This is a genomic window from Bradyrhizobium rifense (assembly GCF_008123425.1).
GTDB lineage: Bacteria > Pseudomonadota > Alphaproteobacteria > Rhizobiales > Xanthobacteraceae > Bradyrhizobium > Bradyrhizobium rifense.
In genome coordinates, this window is sequence record NZ_VSSS01000029.1 from 1 (window position 1) to 25,736 (window position 25,736).

The window sequence follows — 25,736 nt, forward strand, 5'->3', positions numbered from 1 at the left end:
TCAACGAAGCGCCTCATCAGCTTCCCCCGCAGAATCACGAGGGAATCATAGCAAAGCAGCGGCGTTTTCACACAGCCAGGATCAAACGGTGAAATACCGGCGCTGCCAGCCCAAGTCTACCTTTCCCTGGAAGCGAACGTCGCCCACACATGAGCACCGCTTCCGGGCTTCGGCCGGATCCTCGCGATGATGGCATCCTGCCAGTGTTTTGCCCGACGCGTCAACGTCGCCGGAGCGCTGGAGGTCGCTCCGGGGCCGACCGAAAAACCCCTTGTCCATCAAGGGGCCTTCTACTGTGCATGGGGTTGTTTTCGACTTTTGTTTCGAGCTTGCGAAGAAAAATCAGGCGCAGCTCACTCCGCCTGCAGGATCTCCGCGATCGCCGCGCCCGCCGCGATGGTGCCGAGCTTGCCGCCGACATCGCGCGTCGCCCTGCCCTCGCCGATCGCCTTTGCCACGGCAGTCTCGATCGCACGTGCGGCTTCCTCGTAGCGGACCGCGCCGCTTGTCTCGCCATGCCAGCCGAGCAGCAGCGCGGTCGAGAGGATCAGCGAGACCGGGTTGGCGACGTCCTGGCCTGCGATGTCAGGCGCCGAGCCGTGCGCGGCCTGCGCCATGGCATAGCGATCGCCGACATTGAGCGAGCCGCCGAGGCCGAGGCTGCCGGAGAGCTCAGCCGTGAGATCAGAGAGAATATCGCCGAACATGTTGGTGGCGACGATGACGTCGAAGCGGTCGGGGTTGCGCACCACATGCGCCATCATGGCGTCGACGAGGATGTCGTCGACGGCGAGGCCGGGATAGTTCTTAGCCGCCTCGCGGCAGATGTCGAGAAACATGCCGTCGCCGATCTTGAGCACATTGGCCTTGTGCACGATGGTGAGATGTTTTCGTCGTTTCATCGCCAGACGACAGGCGGCGTGCGCGATACGCTCGCAGCACAGCCGCGTGATCCGCCGCAGCGAGATCACGACGTCTGGCGTGACCAGCAGCTCGCCATTGCCCTGCTCCATGTTGCGGTCGGCGTAAAACCCTTCGGTGTTCTCGCGGACCACGACGAGGTCGAAATCGCCGAGCCGGCCAGGCCGGCCTGCATAGGTGCGGGCGGGCCTGATGTTGGCGTAGAGGTCGAGGTTCTTGCGGAAGTGGCGCGACGGATTGATCTCGCCATGCGCCTCGTCCTTGAAGTCGAAGGTCGCGGTCGGCCCCAGGATCAGGCCGTCGGCGGCGCGGACGATGTCGAGCAGCTCGGGGCGCACCGTCGTGCCGAACTGCTTCAGGCTCGCGTGGCCAACCGCATGCTCCTCCAGCCGCAGATTGAGCTGGAAGCGCTCGGACGCCGCGCGCAGCACGCCCGTTGTCGCGGCCGTGATCTCGGGTCCGATGCCGTCCCCCGGCAGAACGACGATTTGCATGGTGATCCCCCTCCGAGAGCGGCAGCTGGCGCGATCATACGCCAGCGCGCAGGCTCATCGCCTGACCTTCGCGCATACAATGCATGCAAGCATATGCCTGTGGAAGCGCCGTGGGGCGTAGTACATGCCGAAAGACCATTCGAGCCCCGCTGTCGGAGAACGCGCAAGGCAATGACAATCACGTTACCTGCCGCTGCGCGCGAGCCCGATCATCCCGTTGCCGATGGCCTGCCGGCCGAGCAGCGCCGCTGGGCGATCGCCGCGATCTTCACCGCGCTGGCGATGGCCTCGCTCGACACCGCGATCGCCAACATCGCGCTGCCCGCCATTGCCGCGGATCTGCATGTCAGCCCGGAGCAGTCGGTCTGGGTGGTCAACGTCTACCAGATCGCGCTGGTGGCGACGCTGCTGCCGCTCGGCGCGCTCGGTGAGATCGTCGGGCACCAGCGCATCTATCTCGGCGGCCTCGTGCTGTTCACCATCGCCTCGCTGTTCTGCGCGGTCGCCTGGTCGCTGGACAGTCTGCTGGTCGCGCGCACGCTGCAAGGCCTGGGTGCCAGCGGTATCATGAGCGTCAACACCGCGCTGGTGCGTTTCGTCTATCCCGGCCGGATGCTGGGCCGCGGCTTCGGCCACAACGCGCTGGTGGTCGCCACCGCCTTCACCTTCGGGCCCTCGATTGCGTCTGCGATCCTCGCGGTCGGTCCGTGGCCGTGGCTGTTCGCCGTCAACATCCCGTTCGGCCTCGTCGCAACCGGCATCGGCTTTGCGATGCTGCCGAAGACGCCGCGCGCCGATCACGGCTTTGATTTCCCTGGCGCGCTTCTCGCGGCCGCCTGCCTCGGCCTGTTCATCACGGGCATCGGCAGCGCCGCGCATAATTTGTCGCCGGTCGTCGTCGCCGTCGAGCTGGTCACGGCGCTCGCGCTCGGCTTCATCCTGACGCGCCGTCATGCCGACCATCCTGCACCGATGCTGCCGATCGATTTGTTCAGCCGGCCGATGTTCGCGCTGTCGGCGGCGACCGCGGTCTGCTCCTTCGCGGTGCAGGGCCTCGCCTTCGTCTCGCTGCCGTTCTATTTCGAGGACGTGCTCGGCCGCTCGCAGGTCGAGACCGGTTTCTTCATGACGCCGTGGCCACTGGTGGTCGGCATCATGGCGCCGATCGCCGGTCGCCTCTCCGATCGTCATCCCGTCGGCCTGCTGGGCGGCATCGGCCTTATCCTGCTCGGCCTCGGCATGGCGCTGCTCGCGCTACTTCCGGCGAACCCAGGCATTCCTGACATCGTCTGGCGGATCATGATCTGCGGCATGGGGTTCGGCTTCTTCCAGGCGCCGAACATGAAGGCGATCATGTCGAGCGCGCCGCCACACCGGGGTGGCAGCGCCTCAGGCATCGTCGCCACCGCGCGCCTGACCGGACAGACGACCGGCGCGGCGCTGGCCGCGGCGTGCTTTGCGCTCGCCGGTCACAACGGCGCGACCGTCGCGCTGGCGTTAGGTGCAGGCTTTGCCGCACTCGGCAGCGTGATGAGCTTTTTGCGGCTAGCGGTGAAGTAGGCCGGCTCTATTGCGCCTTCTGCGTGATCGGCCGGCTCACGATCGCTGCCGTATCGAGCGGCTCGCATTTGATCGTCCGTCTCAGCTTTGGTGGACCGTCCCAACCAGCGGCGTCTTTCACGGGGGTGAACGTAGCGCCCTGCGGCGCCAGGATGATCGGCTCCGACTTCAGACAGGCATCGGGAAACGCGATGCCGTGTCCGGCGCCTTTCGAGAAATGCCCGACCAGCATCTGCGACGCTTGCATCCGCGCCGCCGGCGAGGCCCGCATCGAACGATCTGGATCGAAGGCGCGATAGCATGGCCAGTCGGTATGACCGGCTGCGAACTCATAGGTGATCCTGCAAGCCGCGCCGGCCGATTTCAAGAACGGCGCATCCGAAGGCGCAGCCGCGTCGCGCTCGAACACCAGCGTCTGCAATGTCAGTGCTTCCGTCGTCGCCCCCGGCGAGGCGGGCTTGTCGGGATCGGTCGCGATTTCGCCGCGCGAGAACACCAGCTTCGTCTTGGGTTGAGCGTCCCTGGTCTCCAGCACCATCAAGGGTCTTGCGGCCCAGGAGCGATCCAGCTCCACATCGCCGCCGCCCATCGTCAATCGCACGCTGCCGATGGCGGGGTTGTCCTTGGCGAAATCGACCATGCGCAGGCGCACGGTCTCTTTCGATGCCTCCAGGCTGAGGAAGCGCAGATCGTCGACCTTGCGCGTGATCGGCATCATCGGGTCAAAGCGATCGTCGATATTGAACCGGACAATCTTCTTCAGGCTGGCCGCGGCGGGTCCCTTGGGCGTGGCCGGCGGCGCGACGTCGATCACGAGCAGCGCACCACCCGGTGAATAGGTATCGCCGAAGGCGCGCTGCCAGATCGCCGTCAGCGCCGAATTTGTCCGCTGATCGACGTCCCGCGCGAAGACGATCTGCTGTCCGGGACGAATGACCGGAAAATCCTGGAACGCGCCAAGCGCTGCGCCCTTGGTGACGGCCTCTCCAGTGAAGTTGATGCATCTGGACCGGTCGTCATTGCCGGACTGGTCGACCGCCCGGGATGCCGAGCGCGTGCAGAAGCTGAGATCGTTGTCGACCGTCTTCTGCGGGCTGATGGCCGTCGCGTAGATGGGCTCAGGCGCGCCTGGAATTTCCATCGGCAGCGGCGACGTCGCGAACATATCGACCTCCACCATGCTCAGCAAAGAGCCGGCATCCTTCGAGCAGAGATCCCGCCGCGGCAGCGTATTGGTGAGAAGCTGCGCGGCGTCGGCACCAACGATACAGGACATGGTGTCCTGCGGATTGTTCCGGCTCATCCAGATCAGATGATCCTTGCCTTTGCTGTCGACCAGCAAATGCGGCGCCGCATGATGGCGGCGCGGCGGCAGCCATATCGGAACGGTTTCCGACAGCATCGGTTCGCGCTTGAGCAGCGCCTCCGGCAGCTTGGTCACGCCCACCGATTGCAGTTCGGCGTCGATCTCGTTCGGATCCTGGGTGTACTCGAACACAGGCAGCTTTCCGCACGTCATGCAGGTGACGGCGATGTCCGATCGCACGTTCTCGAAGGACAGGATGACCTGATCCGGGTCGTTGCGATATTTGGCGGGATCGACGGCCTTGAACGGATGGTCCACCACGCGGCTGGCCTGGAAGCCGTCAGAGCGGAACGGATCGGATTCGAACTCGAAATAGGTCGATCGATCCCAGCCGCGAAAGGCGTTGTATCCGCCCATGCTGACGCCTGCGAGGACCATCTTCGAATCGGTCTGGCAACGCGTCGCGCTGCCGGTCCCGCTGCCGTTGCGGATATAGGTGCAGAGCCGGAACGCCGCATTCTGCAGGATGCGATCGCAATCGTTCTGGTTATAGCCGTAGGTGGCGAGGCCGTGGCGGTAGCAGAGGTCGTGGAAGACGCAGGCCTGCCGGAAGTGCTGCAGGACGAGATGGCGCCTGCCCTTGTCGTCCCTGCTTCCGTCGAAGACGATGTTGGTCAGCGCGGGAAGACTACAGTTCAGTCCCTCCCCACTGCCGCCGATCGTGCTGATGACGTCCGGTCCGGATTCGAACGAGGTGACGGTGGCGGGCATCTCTCCGTCGGTGATGTCGTCGACATTCTTGTAGAGGGAGTCGGCGACGAACGAGGGCAGATAATTCAGGATCAGAAAGATCGCGGCAATCGCCGCGATCGACCAGCCGATCAGCTTCCTGGACATGCCGCACTCCGCTAAAGCTATTTTTGTCGCAATCCCGGTCTTGATGACCGATAGGCTCGGAAATTGGCGAGGGTCGCCGCAATCGATGGCGTCCCGGTGTTAACCGGACGACGATCGCCTCCAGGTTGTCGCGGTGTCAAGCGAGGGGCTCACAATCGCGGCCGAGAATTTCGGCGGGATGTCAGGCCAGATTTCGCGCCACGCTCGCGCCCTCGGCAACGGCCGGAACCGGCATTTGCTCATTCAGCGCGGCGAGGCGCGCGTCGATGGCGTCGATGACCTTGCGCGAGAACGGTCCGAGATGCGCATAGGCCGCGATCATCTGCACCGCGATCCGCGCCGAGGAGGTGTCGCGCTTGGCGCAATTCATGAAGGTCTGCCACAGCGGTCCGCGGGCCTCGGGGATCGCCGTGACCACGCGGTGCACGGTCTCCATCGCCCCGACCCGCGCGCGGATGTCGCCCTCGGCGAGTTCGTGGCGCTGTCTCGACCGGTCGAGCAGCGTCATCAACTTGTCGACACGACCCGCATAGGCTGCCGGACTGTAGACGCGCTCCAGCACCGTCTTGTAGTCCATCAGGATATCGCGCAACGGGCGCACCGGGTCGAAATTGATGCCGCCGGTGCACTGGTCGCCGCCTGTCGTGGATGCCAGATCATGGTCCGCGTGCAACCGGCCCTCCTTCGCAAGCCGGCGCGTGAGCTGCGTGTTCGGCAACGCGTAGAGCAGACCGACCATGGCGACGGGAATCGCGGCCTCCTCGATGAAATCAATCATGGCCTCCGCCATCGAGACCTTCTCTGTGTCGAAGCCAACGATGAAGCCGGCGGTGACGAGCATGCCGGCGGCATAGATCTTGTGGATGCTCTCGGCGATGTTGCGCCGCGTGTTCTGCTTCTTCCGCATCGCGACCAGCGTCGCGGGATCCGGACTCTCGATGCCGACGAAGATGCAGAAGAAGTTCGCCTCCCCCATCAGCTCCAGCAGTTCCGGATCGTCGGCCAGATTGACCGAGGCCTCGGTCGACAATTCGAAGGGATAGCCATGCGCGCGCTGCCATTCCGCGAGCTGCGGCAGGAACAGCCTGAGCGACTTCTTGTTGCCGATGAAATTGTCATCGACGAAGTCGAGATGGCCGCGATAGCCCATCTGGTAGAGCCGATCGAGTTCGACCAGCATCTGCTCATTCGTCTTGGTCCGCGGCACGCGGCCATAGAGCTCGATGATGTCGCAGAACTCGCAGGTGAACGGACAGCCGCGCGAATACTGCACGCCGAGATAGAGATAGTCCTCGAATTTGAGCAGGTCGAAGCGCGGCACCGGCGTCCTGGTGACGTCGGCCTGGAATTTAGGCGCCGTGAAAACGCCGGACCGTACGCCGCTATCCCAGGCAGCGACGAACTCGTCGATGACGCTCTCGGCCTCGCCGAGCACCTGAAAGTCTGCGCTGGCGTAAACGTGCGGGCTCGACGTCGGGTCGGGTCCACCGACCACCACCGGCTTGCCCGCGACGCGGCACCTGTCGATCAGAAGCAGCGTATCGGCCTGCTGCGGCAGCATGCCCCCGGTGAAGACGACGTCGGCCCAGGCGAGATCGTCGTCCCCGAAGGCTTGCGTGTTGCAGTCGATCAGCCGCACCGTCCAGCTCTCCGGCAACATTGCGGCCACGGTGATCAGGCCGAGCGGAGCAGCCGGACGCCGGACGCCCATCAGTTTGCAGGACTCGCCAAAACTCCAGAAGGACTCCGCCGTGAACAGCGGATAGAGCATGAGCACGTTGCAAGGGCGCGATACGGTCATGGAACCCCTTTTGCTTCGCACGAGTGTACCAGAGCGTTGACGTCTTGCACCCCGACAAAAGGGACAAACTGTCGCTCGTCCTCAAGCTCAGACGTCGCCCCAAACCGTGTCCGCTGGCGCAGGGAGGCAACACCGCCCGCTCCATAATCTTCCCGCGACCGCCGAAATCTTCATGGCTACCCCTCAGACTCTTGATTTGAACAGTTCCAATTTGCCGGACACATTGCGCCCCTGAGTCCATCGGTGGATGGGCCAATCAGGGGACTTGCGATGGCAAACCTAACAATCAACGGAAAAACCTTCACGCTCGACGTCGAGCCGGACACGCCGTTGCTCTGGGCGATCCGCGAAAATGCCGGCCTGACCGGCACCAAATATGGCTGCGGCATTGCACAATGTGGCGCCTGCACCGTCCATATGGACGGTGTCGCCACCCGCTCCTGCGGCGTCTCGGTCGCCGAGGCCGAAGGCAAGAAGATCACCACGATCGAGGGCCTCGCCTCCGGCAGCACGCTGCACAAGGTGCAGCAGGCCTGGATCGCCAAGGACGTTCCGCAATGCGGTTATTGCCAGAGCGGCATGATCATGGCCGTGGCGGCGCTGCTGAGCGAGAAGCCGAAGCCGACCGATGCCGACATCGACGAGGCCATCACCAATATCTGCCGCTGCGGCACCTTCAAGCAGGTGCGCGAAGCGATCCACACGATCGCAAGCGCCTAAAGGAGCCGGCACATGAACAAGCATGTTTCTCCCAAGATGAACCGCCGCGCCTTCGTTATCGGCACCGCCGCTGTCGGCACCGGCCTCGCCATCGGCCTCGATCTTCCGTTCGGCGGCCCCGCCGTGGTCCGCGCGGCCGCCGCCTCGCCCGAGGTCAATGCCTGGGTCGTGATCAGGCCTGACGACACCGTGGTGATCCGCATCGCCCGCTCCGAGATGGGCCAGGGCTCGCTCACCGGCCTCGCCCAGCTCGTCGCCGAGGAGCTCGAATGCGACTGGTCGAAGGTCACGACCGAATATCCGACACCCGGCCAGAGCGTCGCCCGCAAGCGCGTCTGGGGCGATTTCTCGACCGGTGGCAGCCGCGGCATCCGCTCCTCGCAGGACTATGTCCGCAAGGGCGGCGCCACCGCGCGCGTGATGCTGATCCAGGCCGCTGCCGACGAGTGGAGGGTGCCGGCTTCCGAATGCACCGTCGCCAAGGGTGTCATTACCCATACGGCATCGGGCAAGACCACGACCTACGGCAAGGTCGCCGAGGCCGCTGCAAAGCTGACGCCGCCGGCGGAGGTCAAGCTCAAGGACCCGAAGGACTGGACCATCGCCGGCAAGGGCTTGCTGCGGCTCGACACCGCCGACAAGACCACCGGCACGATGGTCTACGGCATCGACATCAAGCTGCCGGGCATGCTGAACGCCGCGATCAAGGACTGCCCTGTGTTCGGCGGCAAGGTGAAGAGCTTTGACGAAGCCAAGATCACCGGAATGAAAGGTGTCAAGAAGATCGTCAAGGTCGGCGACAGCGCGGTCGCGGTCGTTGCCGACACCTGGTGGCACGCCAAGACCGCACTGGAAGCTCTGCCGATCGTCTGGGACGAAGGCGACAACGCAAAGGTCTCGAGCGAGACGATTGCGAAGTGGCTGGCGGAAGGCCTCGACGACACGCAGCCGGCCTATGTCGGCAATAAGAACGGTGATGTGAAGGCGGCCATTGCCGGCGCCGCCAAGAAGGTCGAGGCCGTCTACAACTATCCCTACCAGAACCACGCCACGATGGAGCCGATGAACGCCACCGCGCTCTACACCGCGGACAAATGCGAGGTCTGGTGCGGCACGCAGAATGGCGAAGCGGCCTTCGCGGCGGTGCTTGAGGCCTCCGGCCTGCCGGCGGAAAAGTGCGACGTGCACAAGGTGATGCTGGGCGGCGGCTTCGGCCGGCGCGGCATGACGGACTATGTCCGCCAGGCGGTTGCGATCGCCAAGCAGATGCCGGGCACGCCGATCAAGCTGTTGTGGTCGCGCGAAGAGGACATGACGCACGGCAGGTATCACCCGATCACCCAGTGCAAGATGACCGGCGCGTTCGATGCCGACAACAATCTGATCGCGCTGCACTACCGCCTGTCCGGGCAATCCATCCTGTTCTCGGTGCGCCCCGACGCGCTGCAGAACGGCATGGATCCGGCGGCATTCCAGGGCGTCGCCCAATCCGGCGAAGCCGCGCTCGGCTACTCGGTGCCCAACCTCCTGGTCGAGCATTCGATGCGCAACCCGCACGTTCCGCCCGGCTTCTGGCGCGGCGTGAACGTCAATCACAACGCGATCTACATGGAATGCTTCATGGACGAGCTCGCCCATGCCGCAGGCCAGGACCCGCTCGAATTCCGCCGCAAGCTGATGGGCAAGAACCCCAAGCATCTGGCGGTGCTCAATGCGGTGGCCGAGAAGATCGGCTGGACCACGCCGGCGCCACAAGGCGTCTATCGCGGCATTGCGCAGGTGATGGGCTATGGCAGCTACGTCGCCGGCGCCGCCGAAATCTCGGTGACCGACGGCAGCAAGATCAAGGTGCTTCGCATCGTCGCCTCCACCGACCCCGGCTACGTCGTCAATCCGGCGCAGGTGGAGCGGCAGATCGCGGGCTCCTTCGTCTATGGCCTCTCGGCGCTGTTCTACGGCGGCTGCACCGTCAAGGACGGCCGCATCGAGCAAACCAACTTCGACACCTTCAACTCGATGCGCATCAACGAGATGCCGAAAGTTGAGTCGGTGATGGTGCCGAGCGGCGGGTTCTGGGGCGGTGTCGGCGAGCCGACCATCGGTGTTGCGGCGCCTGCGGTGCTGAACGCCTATTTCGCAGCGACGGGCAAGCGCATCCGCTCGGTTCCGCTGCGCGACCAGAACATCAGCTTCGCGTAAGAAAAGCCGCGGCGGCCATTATGGCCGCCGCGGCACTTGCCTGGATGATCCGCATGACCACGCGACCGATGACACGGCGAACTGCCGTGCTCGGCATCACCGCCGCGACCGCGACATTGGCGCGGCCATCGGTCTTGCGTGCGCAATCGACAGGCCGCGTCGTCGTGGTCGGTGGCGGCTTCGGCGGCGCGGCCTGCGCCCGCGCGCTCAAGCGCGCGCAAGCAGACTTGCAGGTCATCCTGATCGAGCCCAATGCGGTCTTCACCTCCTGCCCCCTGAGCAACGAGGTGATCGCGGGCCTGCGCGACATCGAAGTGCAGCAGTTTGACTACGACAAGCTGGCAGCCGAGGGCGTCACCGTGATCGGCCAGGCCGTGACCACCATCGAGTCGCAGCTGCGTAGCGTCCTGACGGCCGATGGCGTCGCCCTGCCCTATGACCGTCTCGTGCTCTCGCCCGGGATCGATTTCCACTTCGAGGCCCTACCCGGCTATGACGAGGCCGCGTCTGAAAAGATGCCGCACGCCTGGAAGGCCGGCGCGCAGACGCTGCTGCTGCGCAGGCAGCTGGAGGCGATGGACGACGGCGGCACCGTCGCCATCGCGGTTCCTGCCAATCCCTCGCGCTGTCCGCCGGCTCCTTACGAGCGCGCCAGCCTGATCGCGCATTATTTGAAGACCAGGAAGCCGCGCTCGAAAGTGCTGATCCTCGATGCCAAGGACAATTTCTCGCAGCAGCGGCTGTTCGAGAAGGCCTGGAAGGAGCTCTACGGCGACATGATCGAGCGCATCGGCCTGTCGCAAGGCGGCCGCGTCACCTCGGTCGATCCCGCGACCAAAACCATCGTCACCGAGTTCGGCAACTACACGCCCGATGTCGCCAACGTCATCCCGCCGCAGCGCGCGGGGCGCATTGCCGAGATCGCCGGCGTAACTGACGCCACCGGCTGGTGTCCGATCGATCCTGTCACCTTCGAGTCGAAGCTCGTCAAAAACGTCCACGTCATCGGCGACGCCTGCCTCGGCGGCGGCATCCCGAAATCAGCGTCGGCCGCGAGCGCGCAAGGCAAGGCTTGTGCTGCGGCCATCGTCAACCTGCTCGCCGGCCGCGCGCCGGAGGCGCCACGGCTGACCGGCGTCTGCTACAACACCGTCGCGCCCGGCTACGGCTTCTCGCTCGCCGGCAATTACCAGCCGAGAGGCGACATCTTTGCCGAAGTCGAGGGCGGCGCGACGAGCCCGGTCGATGCACCGCGCGAACTGCGCGCCCGCGAGGCGTCCGAGGCGGAGCGCTGGTTTCAAACCATCACGGCGGACACCTTTGGCTAGGTCGATAGTCCACACCGCTGCGTTGATCGCCAGTCTCGCGTTCGTGGCCAACGCACGCGCAGAGGGGCTCGCGCCCTATGAGATCATTGGCGACGGCATCGCGGAATCGCTCACAGGCGCCCCCGGCGATGCCGCGCGCGGGCGCGCGCTGGTGCTGGCGCGCACGACGACCTGTATCCTCTGCCATTCCGGCCCCTTCCCTGAAACGCGGTTCCAGGGCGACCTCGCGCCTGATCTCACCGGCGCGGGGAACCGCTGGACGGTGAGCCAGTTGCGGCTTCGGATGGTTGACGCCGCGCGCTTCAACCCGGACACCATCATGCCGTCCTACTATCGAGCGGACGGCCTCGTCCGCGTCGGACGCAATTTCGCCGGCAAGCCGATATTGTCGGCCGCGGAGATCGAGGACATCGTGGCCTATCTTGCAACACTTCGGGACTAGGACTGTTCATGCGAACCACGCGACGACAATTTCTAAGCCTGGCTGGCAGTGTCACCGTCATCCCGATCGTTACACTACGGCCGCTCGAAGCAACGCCTGCGATGCTCAACACGGCCGTCCGAAACATCGTCGGCGAAGCGCCAATTCACACCGGCAAGGTCAAGCTCGACATTCCGCCGCTGGTCGAGAACGGCAACACGGTGCCGATGACGGTGAGCGTCGCGAGCCCGATGACGGCGGACGATTACGTCAAGAGCATCCACGTCTTCAACGAGAAGAACCCGCAGCCGAACATCGGTAATTTCTATCTGAACCCATCGTCCGGCCGTGCCCAGATCTCGACGCGGATCCGGCTCGCTGACACCCAGAAGGTGGTCGCGATCGCGCGCCTGTCCGACGATAGCTTCTGGCAGGTCGCAGCGGATATTGTCGTGACACTGGCCGCCTGCACCGAGGAGGTGAACTGATGGCCGCGCTCATCAACGTTCCCGCAAAGGCCAAACGCGGCGATATCATCGAGATCCGCACGCTGACCTCGCACATCATGGAAACCGGCTTTCGCCACACCATGGACGGTGCACTGGTGCCGCGCGACATCATCACGAGCTTCACCTGCCGCTACAACGGCGCCGAGATCTTCCGCGCCGATCTGTTTCCGGCCATCGCCGCCAATCCGTATCTGTCCTTCTTCACGGTCGCCAAAGAGAGCGGCAAGTTCGAATTCGAATGGATCGGCGACAACGGCTATTCGTCCACCGCATCGGCATCGATCACGGTCGAATGAATTTTTGGCGCGCGATAGTGCTGGCGGCGCTTGTCGCCACGGCCCCTGCCCCGCTCGCCGGTGAAATCCCGCCCGATGCGCGCCGCTCCGGCTATTCCTTCATGGGCCCCGATACGCGCGCCATGCAGGATGACGACACCTCCAGTCCGGGCATGCTGTTCGTGCTCGACGGCGAGACGCTGTGGACGAAGAAGGCGGGCAGCGCGGACAAGGCGTGCGCGGACTGCCATGGCGATGCGCGAAGCAGCATGAAGGGCGTCGCGGCCCGCTACCCCGCCTTCGACAAGGCGCTGGCGCGCCCCGTCACGCTCGACCAGCGCATCAACCTCTGCCGCGCCAATCATCAGCAGGCGGCACCGCTGCCCTACGAGAGCCGCGACATCCTGGCGCTCTCCGCCTTCGTTGCCCACCAATCGCGCGGCGTCGCAATCACCGCCGGCGACGATCCACAACTCAAACCCTTCATCGAGCAAGGCCGCAATCTCTTCATGCAGCGTGAGGGTCAACTCAACCTGGCCTGCACCAATTGCCACGACGACAACTTTGAGAAGCGCCTCGCGGGCTCGCCGATCACGCAAGCGCAGCCGACAGGCTATCCGCTCTATCGGCTGGAATGGCAGACGCTGGGATCGCTGGAGCGGCGGTTGCGCAGCTGCATGACCGGCGTCCGCGCCCAGGCCTATGATTACGGCGCACCCGAGCTGGTCGCGCTCGAGCTCTATCTGATGGCGCGCGCACGCGGTATGCCGATGGAAACGCCAGCGGTGCGACCGTAACGCCCAAATTAGGGCTAGGCAGGCGTGGAACGGTCGCTAGTATCCCCCCAAAGAATTGAATCAAAGGGAGGGACTAAAGTGGCTGACCATAAAATCTCGCGCCGCACGCTGTTGACGGGCACCGCTGCGGCTGGCGCGCTCAGCCTGACCGGGCTCCCGGCGCGCGCCGAGGTAAATTGGAAGAAATACGCAGGCACCAAGCTGGAGGTGATCCTCGCCAAAGGCCCGCGCGGCGATAATCTGCAAAAATACGTCAAGGAATTCACCGAGCTCACCGGCATCCAGGTCGAATCCGAGCAGATTCCCGAGCAGCAGCAGCGCCAGAAATGCGTCATCGAGCTCACCTCGGGCCGGCCGAGCTTTGACGTCGTCCATATCAGCTATCACGTGCAGAAGCGGCAGTTCGAGAAAGCCGGTTGGCTCGCCGATATGACGCCCTTCATGAAGGATCCGACGCTGACCGCGCCCGATCTCGTCGAGAGCGATTTCTCGGCCGCCGGCCTGCAATACGCCAAGAACGACAAGGGCCAGATGCTGTCGCTGCCCTGGTCAGTCGACTATTTCATCCTCTACTACAACAAGGAGCTCTTCCAGAAGAAGGGTGTCGCCGTCCCCAAGACCCTCGACGAGATGCTCGCGGCCGCGGAGAAGCTCACCGACGCCAAGGAAGGCACCTTCGGCTTCGTCGGGCGCGGCTTGCGCAACGCCAACATGACGTTGTGGACCAATTTCTTCCTCAACTATGGCGGTGAATTCCTCGACGCCAAGGGCAACATCCTGACCGACGGTCCTGAAGCCATCGAGGCCACCAAGCTCTACCAGGCACTGCTGACGAAGGTGGCTCCGCCCGGTGTTGCCGGCTTCAACTGGATGGAGTCGATGGCCTCGTTCACGCAAGGACGTTCAGCGATGTGGATCGACGGTGTCGGCTGGGCGCCGCCGCTGGAAGATCCGGCCGCCTCGCGCGTGGTCGGCAAAGTCGGCTACACCGTGGTGCCTGCCGGACCGAAGGGGCAGTATTCGGCCACCTATGGCGACGGCATCGGTATTCCAGCGGCGAGCAAGAACAAGGAAGCGGCCTATCTGCTCTGCCAGTGGATCGTCTCGAAGCAGCAGGGCGCGCGGCTGTTGCAGGCCGGCGGCGGCGTGCCGTTCCGCAGCTCGATCCTGAATGACGCCGAAGTCCAGAAGGGCGTGAAGACCAAGGAGTGGCTGCAGTCGGTGATCGATTCCGGCAAGATCAGCAAGCTTGGCCTGCCCGTCGTGATCCCGGTCGCCGAATTCCGCGACATCGTCGGCGCGGCGATCACCGCCACGCTGTCCGGCGCCGATCCCGCAACTGAACTGAAAAAGGCCAACGACCAGTTCCGGCCGATCCTGGAGCGTAGCGAAAAGGCGTGAGTACGTTGATACAATCGACTCCGGCCGCGGCACAGTCTGATGCCGCGCCGGAGAAGGAATTGCGACCACCGTCCTACTGGCCGTTTGTGGTGCCGGCGCTGGTTGTCGTGCTCGCGATCATCATCTTCCCGTGGGTGTTCACGATCTGGATGAGCCTGAACGAATGGAAGGTCGGTTCGGCGACCACCTTCGTCGGGTTCTCCAACTATCTGCGGCTGACCAGCGATCCCCGCTTCATCGAGGCGATCGGACATACGCTGGTCTACACCGTGCTGTCGGTGCTGCTGCCGCTCGTGTTCGGCACGTTCGCGGCCGTGGTGTTTCACCAGAAATTCGCCGGCCGCGGCTTCCTGCGCGGCGTCTTCATCATGCCGATGATGGCCACGCCCGTGGCGATCGCGCTGGTCTGGACCATGATGTTCCACCCGCAGCTCGGCGTGCTCAACTATCTGCTGTCGCTGGTCGGGATCCCTCCGCAGCTCTGGGTGTTTCATCCGGCAACCGTCATTCCCTCGCTGGTGCTGGTCGAGACCTGGCAATGGACGCCGCTCGTCATGCTGATCGTGCTCGGCGGCCTCGCCGCGATCCCGACCGAACCTTACGAGAGCGCGCAGATCGACGGCGCCAGCCTGTGGCAGGTGTTCCGCTTCATCACCCTGCCGCTGATCATGCCGTTCCTGTTCATCGCCGGCATGATCCGCATGATCGACGCGGTGAAGAGTTTTGACATCATCTTCGCAATCACGCAGGGCGGACCAGGCTCAGCGTCGGAGACGATCAACCTCTATCTCTACAGCGTCGCGTTCATCTACTATGACCTCGGCTACGGCTCGGCGATCGCGGTCGTATTCTTCCTGCTGATTGTCCTGCTTGCGGCGGTGATGCTCTACGCCCGCCAGCGCATGCTGTGGACCGAGATCGCGAGCGACGCATGAGCCCGAAGCAAATCATCGGCAGGATCGGCCTGTGGTTCGCGGTGCTCGTCATCGTGTCGCCGGCGATCCTGTTCTTCCTCTGGATGCTGTCGCTCTCGCTCAAATTCGAGATCGATAATGCCTCCTACCCGCCGGTGTTCATCCCCGAGCATGTCGCCTGGAAGAACTATACCGACGTGCTCGCCTCCAACCGCTTCCTGACCTATTTCGTCAACAGCCTGATCGTGACCGGCAGCGCGACTGTACTCGCGCTCGTGATCGGCGTCCCCGCCGGCTACGGCATCGCGCGCATGGCTGCGCACAAATCCGCAATCGTGATCCTGATCGCCCGCATCACGCCCGGCCTGTCCTATTTGATTCCGCTGTTCCTGATGTTCCAGTGGCTCGGCTTGCTCGGCACGCTGGTGCCGCAGATCATCATTCACCTCGTGGTGACGGTACCGATCGTGATCTGGATCATGATCGGCTATTTCGAGACCACGCCGATGGAGCTGGAGGAAGCCGCGCTGATCGACGGCGCCACGCGCTGGCAGGTGTTCCGCCACGTCGCGCTGCCGATTGCAAAACCCGGCATCGCGGTCGCCTTCATTCTCGCGGTGATCTTCTCCTGGAACAATTTTGTGTTCGGCATCGTGCTGGCGGGACGCGAGACCCGCACCCTGCCCGTTGCCGTCTACAACATGATCTCGTTCGACCAGCTGAGCTGGGGCCCGCTGGCCGCCGCCGCGCTGATCGTCACGCTCCCGGTGCTGCTGCTGACGGTGTTCGCCCAGCGGCAGATCGTGGCCGGGCTCACCGCGGGTGCGGTCAAGGGCGGGTAGTCACGCCAATCTCAATCCTCCAGGGAGCGCGCTCGTTCGCGCTTCCCGCGCCACGAGCACGCCCGCGCTCTACTTGGAGTTGACGTAATCTTTTCGCGCCCATATGCTACACGCCGTAGCATTAAGCAGCGAGACGCCACATGTCAGCTCGCCCCCTGATCCCGCGCCGAAAACTGTTTGGCAATCCGACCTATGTCGGCGCCAAGCTGTCGCCGGATGGGCAATGGCTGTGTTGGGCCGCCCCTGTCGACGGCGTCCTGAATGTCTGGGTGTCTCCGGTCGACAACATTGCGGCCGGACAGCCCGTGACGCGCACCAGGGGCCGGCCGATCAACTGGCAGACCTGGAGCCCGGATGGTCGCTACATCATGTTTCTCAACGACGAGAACGGGGATGAGAATCTGCACCTGTTCGCCGTCGATCCCCGCACGATGGAGCTCCGGGATCTCACGCCCTTTGCGAACGTCCGAGCGATGCCGACGCACTGGTCGCACATCGTTCCCGACAAGATTGCGGTCAGCCTCAACGATCGCGACGCGCGCTGGCACGACGTCTACGCGCTCGACCTCACAACCGGCGAACGCAGCCTGGTTGGGAAAATCGCCAGGAGTTCCATTACGTCGGGCTCGACTGGCAGTTGACGCCGCGCTACGCGCACAGCAATGCGCCTGATGGAGGTACGCGGCTCTGGCGCATTGACGACGGCAAGGTCACGCACTGGCGCGATACCTCATACGAGGCCTACATCAGCACCCAGCCCTGGAATTTCGACGCGGAGGGCAACTCCCTCCATATGACTTCGAGCGTGACGCACGACAAGTCGGCGCTGCTCAGCATCAACTGGTCGACGGGTGACGAACGTGTCCTGTTCGCAAGCGACCGCGCCGATGTGACGGGAGCCATATTCAACACCAGGACGCTCGAACCCGAAGCGGTCTGCATCGATCCCGGTAGGCAGGAGTGGACGGCTTTGGCGCCCGCGGTTGCGGGCGAGCTTGATCTGATCAAGGCGCGACTACCGGACGACGCGTTTCATGTTGAGAGCCAAAGCGACGATGGCCGCCGATGGATCGTGGCAGGCCACGCGCCGGATCAACCGGTCACGTATCATCTCCTTGACCGAGACAAGCAGACCCTGACCGAGCTGTTCACGGCCCGACCGGAGCTCAAGCCATACCGGCTGGCGCCGATGCAGGAAGTGCAGGGCAAGTCGCGCGACGGACTGACCCTCGTCTCATACCTCACGCTGCCCGCCGACATCGATGGTGACCGCCCGCCCCGGCCGCTGCCGATGGTCCTCATCGTCCATGGCGGCCCGTGGGGCCGTGACATCTACGGCTATCGCAGGGATCACCAATGGCTGGCCGATCGCGGCTATGCCGTGCTTTCGGTCAACTATCGGGGATCGACAGGCTTCGGCAAGGCGTTCGTCGCGGCGAGCGAGAAAGAGCACGCCCGAAAGATGCACGACGATCTCATCGACATGGTCGATTGGGCAATCGCCGAAGGCATCGCGCAAAAGGACAAGGTCGCGATTTTCGGCCTGTCCTATGGCGGACTGGCCTCGTTCGTCGGCGCTACCTTCACGCCGGGCGTCTTCTGCTGTTCCGTACCGGTCGTCGGCATCTCCAACCTGCAAACGCTGCTGGAATCGATGCCGCCCTATTGGGCGGGTTTCGCGGAATTCATGTACCGCAGCTACGGCGATCCCCGCACCGAGGAAGGCCGCAAGCTGCTGGCCGAACGTTCACCGATCAACAAGGTCGACAATATCAAGAAGCCCATGCTGATCTTTCATGGCGCCAACGACGTTCGCTGCAAGATCGCGGAGAGCGACAGCATCGCGGCGGCCATGCAGGCGAAAAACATTCCCGTGACCTACATCGTCTATCCCGATGAGGGACACGGATTCCAGAGGCCGCCGAACCAGCTCTCCCATCTCGCGATTGCCGAAGCCTTCTTTGCACGGCATCTGGGCGGCGCCTGCGAGCCCGTTGGCGAGGATTTCAAGGGATCCAGTCACGAGGTTCGTGCCGGGGCCGATATCTTGTCCGATCTGGGCGTGGCCTGAAAGAACGGCCGGGCGACATGGCGTCCCCCGGCCGCGCTTCATTTCCTGCCTGTCCTACTCCGCAGGTGCAGCGTGCATCTCCGGATGGGCGGCATAATGTTCGGTGCTGCCGAACTTGCTGGCTGCGAACAGGCCGGCCGCCATCACGGCATAAGCAAACGCCACCGCGGGCGTCACGCCGATGCCGACGGCCTCGCCATGCATGAAGCCAAAAAAGGTCAGCACTGCCCCGACGAGCGCGAAGGCCGATGCCTTTTCGAAGTCACGTTCGATGATGAAGACGCCGATCGCACCCAGGATCAGGCCGCCGAGGATGGAGCCGCCGCCCATCACTTCCAGCCCGTGATAGAACACGCCCTGCTGCGGCAGTGCTGCGATCGCCGCGGCCTTGACCGCATCGGCCTTGTCGGCCGCCATGCCGCCGACAGTCGCCGCAGCATTCATGGTCGAGCCCAGCATCGTGTCGATCTGGAGCTTGGCCCAGGCGGCGAGATGCGGCGTGAAGGCCAGCGCCACGGCGGGCGCGTGCTTCGACGGCGTGGTCTGGAAGGCCTGTGCGGTCATCAGCATGCCGATATAGAGCAGGATCGGCGAGATCGCGACGACAGGCACCAGCGCCAGCAGCACCGAAATGACGCCGAACCAGGACAGCACCACCACCATGATGCCGGTCGCAGCCGAATAGCCGATGCGGCCCCCCATCGCCTTCCAGCCGGGATGACCGATATAGACCGCGTTGATGAAGGGATTGCCCATCAGGCAACCGATCAGGCTGACGACGCCGTCGGCGGTCAGCACCCGCGTGGTCGGATATTCGTCGCTGGCGGCTTCCGCGCTCTCGACATTGTCCATTGCCTCGACGAGGTCATAGATGCCGAACGGAATGGCGGTGACCAGGATCACGCCGAGATATTCGAAGCCAGAGAAGACATAGTTCACCGCCGGGATCGGCACCGAGAAGCCGAAATTGGCGAAGGCATCACCGACACCCTTGAGGCTCAGTCCGCCGAGGCCGAGACCGAACAGGTTCGAGCCCCAGGCGATGATCATGCCAACCACGATCGCGACGAGACCGGCGGGAATGCCCTTCGGATATTTCACGCCACCGAACCAGCTCACCAGAATGACGGCGAAGCAGACCAGACCGATTTGCGGCGTCATGTACATCTCGAGCGCCGGACGCATCGCGATGAAAGTCAGCGAGACACCTGCGAGCGTGCCGAGCAGCGCAGCGCGCGGGGTGATCTTCCGAATGAAGGGCGCGATGAAACCGCCGATCATGAGGATAAAACTCTGGAAGAACACCCAGACAAGGCCGGCCGACCAGCCCTTCAGCGGATCGCCGGTCTTGAGCGTCACCGGCAGCATGATCACGAAGGTGACGATGAACATGTGCGGTACGCTGACGCCCGACGGCAGCGCACAGACATCCGTGCGGCCGGTCTTCTGCGCCAGACGATAGGCGAGGAACGCATAGTAGAAGGTGGAGAGGCACATCATCAACCCCAGCGCGGGCAGGATGCGGCCGAACACGAGACTGTCCGGCATCTTCAGCACGAAGCGCAAGAGGCCCGTGAGCACCAACATGTTGACGAGGATGTTGGTGCCGAAGCCGAAAAATGCGTTCCAGTCGCCCGGTGTCCATATTGCCGGCTTGAACTCGGACTTGCCGGCCGTCCCCGTCAATGTGCTCATGATATTCCCCTATGTGGTCGAAACCTTCATCGCCTCCAGTACTGCGGCTGAGTCCGCGACCCAGCCGAAGATGCCGCCCTGGGCCTTGATCATCTTCAGGCCCATCTCGTGAAATTCGGGAAAGTAGGACGCGCAGCCGTCCGAGATGACGACGCAGCGATAGCCGCGGTCATTGGCCTCGCGCACGGTGGTGTTGACGCACACCTCCGTGGTGACGCCGCACACCAGAAGATTCTCGATGCCGTATTTCTCCAGCACATCGGTCAGCTCGGTGGCGTAGAACGCACCCTTGCCGGGCTTGTCGATCACGACCTCGCTGTCGAGCGGATAAAGCTCCGGGATGATGTCGTGACCGGCTTCGCCGCGGATGAGAATGCGGCCCATCGGGCCGGGATCGCCGATGCGCAACGACGGCGCGCCGCGCTCGACTTTCGCCGGCGGCGCATCGGAGAGATCGGGCAGATGGCCCTCTCGGGTGTGGACGACGAGCATGCCGGTGTCGCGCGCCGCCTTCAGCAGCGCACCGATCGGCTTCACCGCGCGCGCAAGCTGGCTGACGTCATTGCCGAGCGTTTCGCCGAAGCCACCGGGCTCCATAAAGTCGCGCTGCATGTCGATGATCACGAGCGCGGTGCTCGCCCAGTCGAGCTGGATCGGCTCGGGCTCGGCGCTGATGACGCCCAGTGTCGGCTTGGCTGAGTTCAACATGACGCAGGCCCCCGCGAGAACTCTCTTTGTCAGGAGTTCTGCAAGCGCCGTGCCATTGTGTACAATAGCGATTGAACGCGCAGCGCAGAGAAATTCGCTGCGCTATCAGAATGTTATCGGAAGGGATCGCGTCTGCTTATTCGCTGTGCGACGACTTTGCGACGTGCATTTGCTCAAAGGATGAGCGGCGGCGAAGCCCGCTTTTTTAGCGGGCAGTATCTCCATACAGCCGCCGATACTCTTCCTCATAGGGCGCGTAAGAGTCCTTGAGCGTCGCCATGTTGAGCAGCATGGTGGCGATCATCGTGCCCGCCTTGTCGAACACACGCGTCCTGATCCAGGCACTCTCGGTGCGGCGGCTGCCGGACAGCGCGACGACCTCGCGCTCGACGTCGTACTCCTCGTCAACGAACAGTGGACCCTTCACCAGCCGAATTTCCTGGTCCGCGAACAGGCCGACGGCCGGTCCCTTGGCCGGCAGCGGATCGTCCTTGGAGCGGTACTGAAACAGCACGCTCAGCATCTCCATCGGGATGATCGGCTTCTGCCACGGATTGTCGGCGCTCGAAAAGTACGGTGAGTTCTCGGTGATGACCGCGAGCTTCTGGCGCAGCGAGAACGGATAGAGGGCGCCCATGTTCTGGTCGAACGCCATCCGCACCGCTTGCCGCTTGCTCGTCTGCGCGACCTTCACGGCGCGCAGGATCACGGGATCGGCAAGCGGCTTGAGCTCGGTCAGGCGCGTCTCGAGCGCAGTCGCGACCTGCGCATCGCCGACCGAGGCTGTGCCACGCAGCACCTCGGTGCCGTCGCGCTTGACCATCTGGATCTGGCACTGGCTCGTTCCAGACAAAGGTTTGGACAGGATCGCCTGCACCTCCTCACCTTCGAAGCAGGCATTGCGATAATGCGCGGAGAGACAACCGCTCTCGAACCACGCCTGTCCCCACAACCGCGCACCGAGCGGCGCGAACTGGCTGAAATGCGTTGGACCCTCGATGGTCCCGCCCTTGAAGCCGAGCTTTTGGGCGGTGGCGTCGTCATGGATGGAGGCGTGCGCGTCGTAAGTTTGCGCGTGGAGCATTTGACGCGGCTGGCGCCACGGCCCGATCAGGGCTTCGGCGGTCTCTGTGATCTCGGTGTCGAATGCGTTTGCAGCCATGGTGTCCTCCGGTCGAAGCCATGACTAGCAGGAGCGCCACGGATGCGGCTAGCCGTATTGACTTCGCCGGCCCATGCCCTTGACTGTCACAATTCGCGTCGCGCAGCCGCAAATCCCTCCCGCTGCGCAAACCCCGCCGAGTGAAAGACGAGGACTTCTGAAATGACGCTGATGCAGGTCGAGCTGGATGACAAATACCGGCTCGAATCGAAGCGGATCTTCCTGTCCGGCACCCAGGCCCTGGTCCGCCTGCCCATGTTGCAGCGCGAACGCGACCGGCTCCAGGGGCTCAACACCGGCGGCTTCATCTCCGGCTATCGCGGTTCCCCGCTCGGCATGTACGATCACGCGCTGTGGCGCGCGAAGTCGCACCTTCAGCAGCACGACATCGCCTTCGTCCCCGGCCTGAACGAGGACTTAGCTGCGACCGCAGTCTGGGGCAGCCAGCAGGTCGGCCTGTTTCCCGGCGCCAAGGTCGATGGCGTGTTCGGCATCTGGTACGGCAAGGGCCCAGGCGTCGACCGATCGGTCGACGCGCTCAAGCACGCCAACGCGGCCGGCACCTCGCTCAATGGCGGCGTGCTCGCGCTCGCCGGCGACGACCACGGCTGCCAGTCCTCGACGCTGGCGCATCAGAGCGAGCAGGTCTTCGCGGCAGCGCTGATCCCCGTGATCAATCCGGCCACGCTGCAGGATTATCTCGATCTCGGCCTCTACGGTTTCGCACTGTCGCGCTTCTCCGGCTGCTGGGTCGGCTTCAAGGCGATCAGCGAGACGGTGGAAAGCTCGGCCTCCATCTACAGCGATCCCGCACGTATCCAGATCAGGCTTCCCGATGATTTCGAGATGCCGCCCGGCGGCCTCAACATCCGCTGGCCCGATCCGCCGCTGGACGCCGAGCGTCGGCTGTTCGGCCCGAAGATGGCCGCGGTGCAGGCCTTTGCCCGCGCCAACCAGCTCGACCGCATCGTGCTCGATTCAAAGCCCGCGCGGCTCGGCATTGTCGCGACCGGCAAGGCCTATCTCGATCTGCGCCAGGCGCTCGCCGACTTGGGGATCACCGACAAGGACGCACAGGACCTGGGCTTGCGCATCTACAAGGTCGCACTGACCTGGCCGCTGGAGGAAAGCGGCGCCAAGCGTTTCGCCGAAGGCCTTCAGGACGTGCTCGTGGTCGAGGAGAAGCGCGGCTTCATCGAAGACCAGCTGATGCGCATCCTCTACAATATCGATGCGTCCAGGCGCCCGACCGTCACGGGGAAACGCGACGAGAGCGGCGCGCCGCTGCTGCCGAGCGAGGGTGAGTTGACACCGACCATCGTTGCCGGCGCGGTGGTGGCGCGCTTGCGCAAGCTCGGTCATCACAATCCGGTGCTGGAGCAGCGCCTCGCCCGGCTCGAGGCCTTCGACAATCCCGTCACCGCCACCACGCAGATCAAGCTCGCGCGCACGCCGTTCTTCTGCTCGGGCTGCCCGCACAACACGTCGACGCGCGTGCCGGAGGGCAGCCGCGCCATGGCCGGCATCGGCTGCCATGGCATGGCCCTGAGCATGCCGACCCGCCGCACCGACCTGATCTCGCATATGGGCGCCGAGGGCGTGAACTGGATCGGCCAGTCGCCCTTCACCACCGAGAAGCATATTTTCCAGAATCTCGGCGACGGCACCTACACGCATTCGGGGCTCCTCGCCCTTCGCGCGGCATCGGCCGCCGGCATCAACATCACCTACAAGATCCTCTACAATGACGCTGTCGCCATGACCGGCGGCCAGCCGGCCGAGGGCGCCTTCAACGTCGCGCAGATCGCGCACCAGGTCTGGGCCGAGGGCGTGAAGCGCCTTGCGATCGTCTCGGACGATCCGACGAAATATCCTGAAGGTAATTACTTCCCGCAAGGCGCAACCATCCACCACCGCCGCGAGCTCGATGCCGTGCAGCGCGAGCTGCGTGACATCGGGGGTCTCACGGTCGTGATCTACGACCAGACCTGCGCCGCGGAAAAGCGCCGCCGCCGCAAGCGCGGGCTCTATCCGGATCCCGCCAAACGCGCTTTCATCAACGAGCTCGTCTGCGAAGGCTGCGGCGATTGCTCGCAGGCCTCCAACTGCGTCTCGGTGCAGCCGCTGGAGACCGAGTTCGGCCGCAAGCGCCAGATCGACCAGTCGAACTGCAACAAGGACTTTTCCTGCGTCGAGGGTTTTTGCCCGAGCTTTGTCACCGTGCATGGCGGCTCACTGAAGCGCATGAAGACTTCGTCGGTGGATTCAGGCCAGCTGTTCGCCGATTTGCCGCTACCGCCCGCGCGTGAGCTCGATGCGCCCTACAACATCCTCGTCACCGGCATCGGCGGCACCGGCGTCATCACCATCGGCGCCCTGCTCGGCATGGCCGCCCATGTCGACGGCCGGGGCTGTTCGGCGCTGGACTTCACCGGCCTGTCGCAGAAAAACGGCGCGGTGATGAGCCATGTCCGTATTGCGCCGAAGCTGGAAGATATTTCCGCGGTCCGCATCACCACCGGCGGCGCCGACGTCATCCTCGGCTGCGACATGATCGTCTCGGCTGGCCCGACTGCACTGAGCCGCGCCGAGCGCGGCGTGACCAAGGCCTATATCAACGCCGATCTGCAGCCGACCGCCAGCTTCGTGCAAAACCCCGATATCGATTTCGAGATGGGCACGATGCAGACCGTGCTGCGCGACGCTGTCGGCGACAAGAACCTCGACATCATCGACGCCACCGGCATCGCTGCGGCGCTGATGGGCGACAGCATCGCAACCAATCCCTTCATGCTCGGCTTCGCCTTCCAGAAGGGCGCGATCCCGCTGTCGCTGGAGGCCCTGCTGCGCGCCATCGAGATCAACGGCGCCGCCATCGAGATGAACAAGCTCGCCTTCACCTGGGGCCGCCTCGCCGCTCACGACATGTCGCGCGTGCGCAGCGTGCTCCAGTTCAAGAGCCGCGCGTCCGCACCGACCAAGTCGCTCGACGACATCATCGCGACCCGTGCCGAATTCCTGACCGGCTACCAGGACAAGGCCCACGCGGACCGCTATCTCGCGGCCGTCGCCAAGGTGCGCAAGGCAGAGAACGCCGCATCACCAGCGTCCACGGAGCTGACCGAGGCGGTCGCGAAAAACCTGTTCAAGCTGATGTCCTACAAGGACGAGTACGAGGTCGCGCGGCTCTATACCGACGGCAGCTTTGCCAGGAAGGTGTCGGAGAAATTCGACGGTGACTTCACGCTGAAATTCCACCTGGCGCCGCCGATCTTCGCGCAGCGCGACAAGACAACGGGCCATCTCCAGAAGAAGGAGTTCGGCGGTTGGATGATCCACGCCTTCCGCGTGCTCGCCAAGCTGAAATTCCTGCGCGGCGGCGCGCTCGACCCGTTCGGCCGCAGCAAGGAGCGCCGGACCGAGCGGAAGCTGGTCGCGGACTATCTGGCGATGATCGACCACCGGACGGCCGGGCTGAAGGCGGAGCAAATTCCGCTGCTGACAAGGCTCGCCCGCGTGCCGGAGAGCATCCGCGGGTTCGGGCACGTCAAGGAAGCCAACGTCAAGCTGGCGGCGGCCGAGAAGGCGCGGCTGGAAGCGGAGCTGGAGAACAGCCGCTTTGCCGCGGCTGCAGAGTAGCCGTTAAGCGCGAGCCCTCTCCTCGTCATTGCGAGGAGCCCTTGCGACGAAGCAATCCAGAGTCCCTCCGAGGAGA

General features: G+C 64.1%; 20 protein-coding genes. 14 read left to right on the plus strand and 6 right to left on the minus strand.

Features of this window, described 5'->3' with window-relative positions; genetic code table 11:
- Nucleotides 1-353 precede the first annotated feature (353 nt).
- Nucleotides 354-1,415, minus strand: a complete 1,062-nt coding sequence (locus tag FXB40_RS18410) for an isocitrate/isopropylmalate dehydrogenase family protein (protein WP_148773610.1) — start codon at nt 1,413-1,415, stop codon at nt 354-356.
- A gap of 171 nt (nt 1,416-1,586) precedes the next feature.
- Between FXB40_RS18410 and FXB40_RS18415 the strand changes: the two genes are divergently transcribed.
- Nucleotides 1,587-2,975, plus strand: coding sequence for an MFS transporter (locus FXB40_RS18415; RefSeq protein WP_148773611.1), 1,389 nt, complete (start codon nt 1,587-1,589; stop codon nt 2,973-2,975).
- Nucleotides 2,976-2,982: 7 nt separating this feature from the next.
- On the opposite strand, the gene FXB40_RS18420 is transcribed toward FXB40_RS18415, so the two are convergent.
- Both FXB40_RS18420 and FXB40_RS18425 read right to left on the minus strand, forming a co-directional pair.
- Nucleotides 2,983-5,178, minus strand: coding sequence for a hypothetical protein (locus FXB40_RS18420; protein ID WP_148773612.1), 2,196 nt, complete (start codon nt 5,176-5,178; stop codon nt 2,983-2,985).
- A gap of 181 nt (nt 5,179-5,359) precedes the next feature.
- Nucleotides 5,360-6,979, minus strand: coding sequence for a B12-binding domain-containing radical SAM protein (locus tag FXB40_RS18425; RefSeq protein ID WP_148773613.1), 1,620 nt, complete (start codon nt 6,977-6,979; stop codon nt 5,360-5,362).
- 270 nt (nt 6,980-7,249) lie between these two features.
- On the opposite strand from FXB40_RS18425, the gene FXB40_RS18430 reads away from it, so the two are divergent.
- The 12 genes from FXB40_RS18430 (at nt 7,250) to FXB40_RS18480 (ending at nt 18,456) form a co-directional block, all read left to right on the plus strand.
- On the plus strand, nt 7,250-7,699 hold the full coding sequence (locus tag FXB40_RS18430) for a (2Fe-2S)-binding protein (RefSeq protein ID WP_187436963.1): 450 nt from the start codon (nt 7,250-7,252) through the stop codon (nt 7,697-7,699).
- Nucleotides 7,700-7,711: 12 nt separating this feature from the next.
- Nucleotides 7,712-9,898: a xanthine dehydrogenase family protein molybdopterin-binding subunit gene (locus tag FXB40_RS18435; RefSeq protein ID WP_148773615.1), complete on the plus strand. Its 2,187-nt coding sequence runs from the start codon at nt 7,712-7,714 to the stop codon at nt 9,896-9,898.
- Nucleotides 9,899-9,942: 44 nt separating this feature from the next.
- The gene (locus tag FXB40_RS18440; protein ID WP_187436969.1) at nt 9,943-11,226 is read left to right on the plus strand and encodes an NAD(P)/FAD-dependent oxidoreductase; all 1,284 of its coding nucleotides are present in this window, start codon (nt 9,943-9,945) and stop codon (nt 11,224-11,226) included.
- Nucleotides 11,219-11,668: a sulfur oxidation c-type cytochrome SoxX gene (gene soxX / locus FXB40_RS18445; protein ID WP_148773617.1), complete on the plus strand. Its 450-nt coding sequence runs from the start codon at nt 11,219-11,221 to the stop codon at nt 11,666-11,668. The genes FXB40_RS18440 and soxX overlap by 8 nt, the downstream gene beginning before the upstream one ends.
- Nucleotides 11,669-11,676: 8 nt before the next feature.
- Entirely contained in the window at nt 11,677-12,135 is a 459-nt protein-coding gene (locus FXB40_RS18450) for a SoxY-related AACIE arm protein (RefSeq protein ID WP_148773618.1), read from the plus strand.
- Nucleotides 12,135-12,452 (plus strand): thiosulfate oxidation carrier complex protein SoxZ, encoded by a 318-nt coding sequence (gene soxZ, locus FXB40_RS18455; RefSeq protein ID WP_148773619.1) that lies wholly within the window; start codon nt 12,135-12,137, stop codon nt 12,450-12,452. Before FXB40_RS18450 ends, soxZ begins: the two co-directional genes overlap by 1 nt.
- Nucleotides 12,449-13,228 (plus strand): sulfur oxidation c-type cytochrome SoxA, encoded by a 780-nt coding sequence (gene soxA / locus FXB40_RS18460; protein WP_187436964.1) that lies wholly within the window; start codon nt 12,449-12,451, stop codon nt 13,226-13,228. The genes soxZ and soxA overlap by 4 nt, the downstream gene beginning before the upstream one ends.
- A gap of 78 nt (nt 13,229-13,306) precedes the next feature.
- Nucleotides 13,307-14,629 carry an ABC transporter substrate-binding protein gene (locus FXB40_RS18465; RefSeq protein WP_187436965.1) on the plus strand — a complete coding sequence of 441 codons (1,323 nt, stop codon included), beginning with the start codon at nt 13,307-13,309 and terminating at the stop codon, nt 14,627-14,629.
- Nucleotides 14,626-15,564: a carbohydrate ABC transporter permease gene (locus FXB40_RS18470; protein ID WP_148773622.1), complete on the plus strand. Its 939-nt coding sequence runs from the start codon at nt 14,626-14,628 to the stop codon at nt 15,562-15,564. Before FXB40_RS18465 ends, FXB40_RS18470 begins: the two co-directional genes overlap by 4 nt.
- A complete protein-coding gene (locus FXB40_RS18475) occupies nt 15,561-16,385 on the plus strand; it encodes a carbohydrate ABC transporter permease (RefSeq protein ID WP_187436966.1) in 825 nt (274 codons plus the stop codon). The genes FXB40_RS18470 and FXB40_RS18475 overlap by 4 nt, the downstream gene beginning before the upstream one ends.
- Before the next feature lie 140 nt (nt 16,386-16,525).
- Complete coding sequence (locus tag FXB40_RS49200) at nt 16,526-17,026, plus strand: TolB family protein (protein WP_246207702.1); 501 nt, start codon at nt 16,526-16,528, stop codon at nt 17,024-17,026.
- Nucleotides 17,023-18,456 (plus strand): alpha/beta hydrolase family protein, encoded by a 1,434-nt coding sequence (locus FXB40_RS18480; RefSeq protein ID WP_246207704.1) that lies wholly within the window; start codon nt 17,023-17,025, stop codon nt 18,454-18,456. The genes FXB40_RS49200 and FXB40_RS18480 overlap by 4 nt, the downstream gene beginning before the upstream one ends.
- A 54-nt stretch (nt 18,457-18,510) precedes the next feature.
- Here FXB40_RS18480 and FXB40_RS18485 read toward each other — a convergent pair whose 3' ends face one another.
- From FXB40_RS18485 to FXB40_RS18495, 3 genes are all read right to left on the minus strand, one after another.
- Nucleotides 18,511-20,151 carry a regulator gene (locus FXB40_RS18485; RefSeq protein ID WP_148773624.1) on the minus strand — a complete coding sequence of 547 codons (1,641 nt, stop codon included), beginning with the start codon at nt 20,149-20,151 and terminating at the stop codon, nt 18,511-18,513.
- A 9-nt stretch (nt 20,152-20,160) separates the two neighbouring features.
- A complete protein-coding gene (locus FXB40_RS18490; protein ID WP_148773625.1) occupies nt 20,161-20,859 on the minus strand; it encodes a cysteine hydrolase family protein in 699 nt (232 codons plus the stop codon).
- A 205-nt stretch (nt 20,860-21,064) separates the two neighbouring features.
- A complete protein-coding gene (locus FXB40_RS18495; RefSeq protein WP_148773626.1) occupies nt 21,065-22,021 on the minus strand; it encodes a hypothetical protein in 957 nt (318 codons plus the stop codon).
- 162 nt (nt 22,022-22,183) lie between these two features.
- On the opposite strand from FXB40_RS18495, the gene FXB40_RS18500 reads away from it, so the two are divergent.
- Nucleotides 22,184-25,660 (plus strand): indolepyruvate ferredoxin oxidoreductase family protein, encoded by a 3,477-nt coding sequence (locus tag FXB40_RS18500; RefSeq protein WP_148773627.1) that lies wholly within the window; start codon nt 22,184-22,186, stop codon nt 25,658-25,660.
- Nucleotides 25,661-25,736 lie beyond the last annotated feature (76 nt).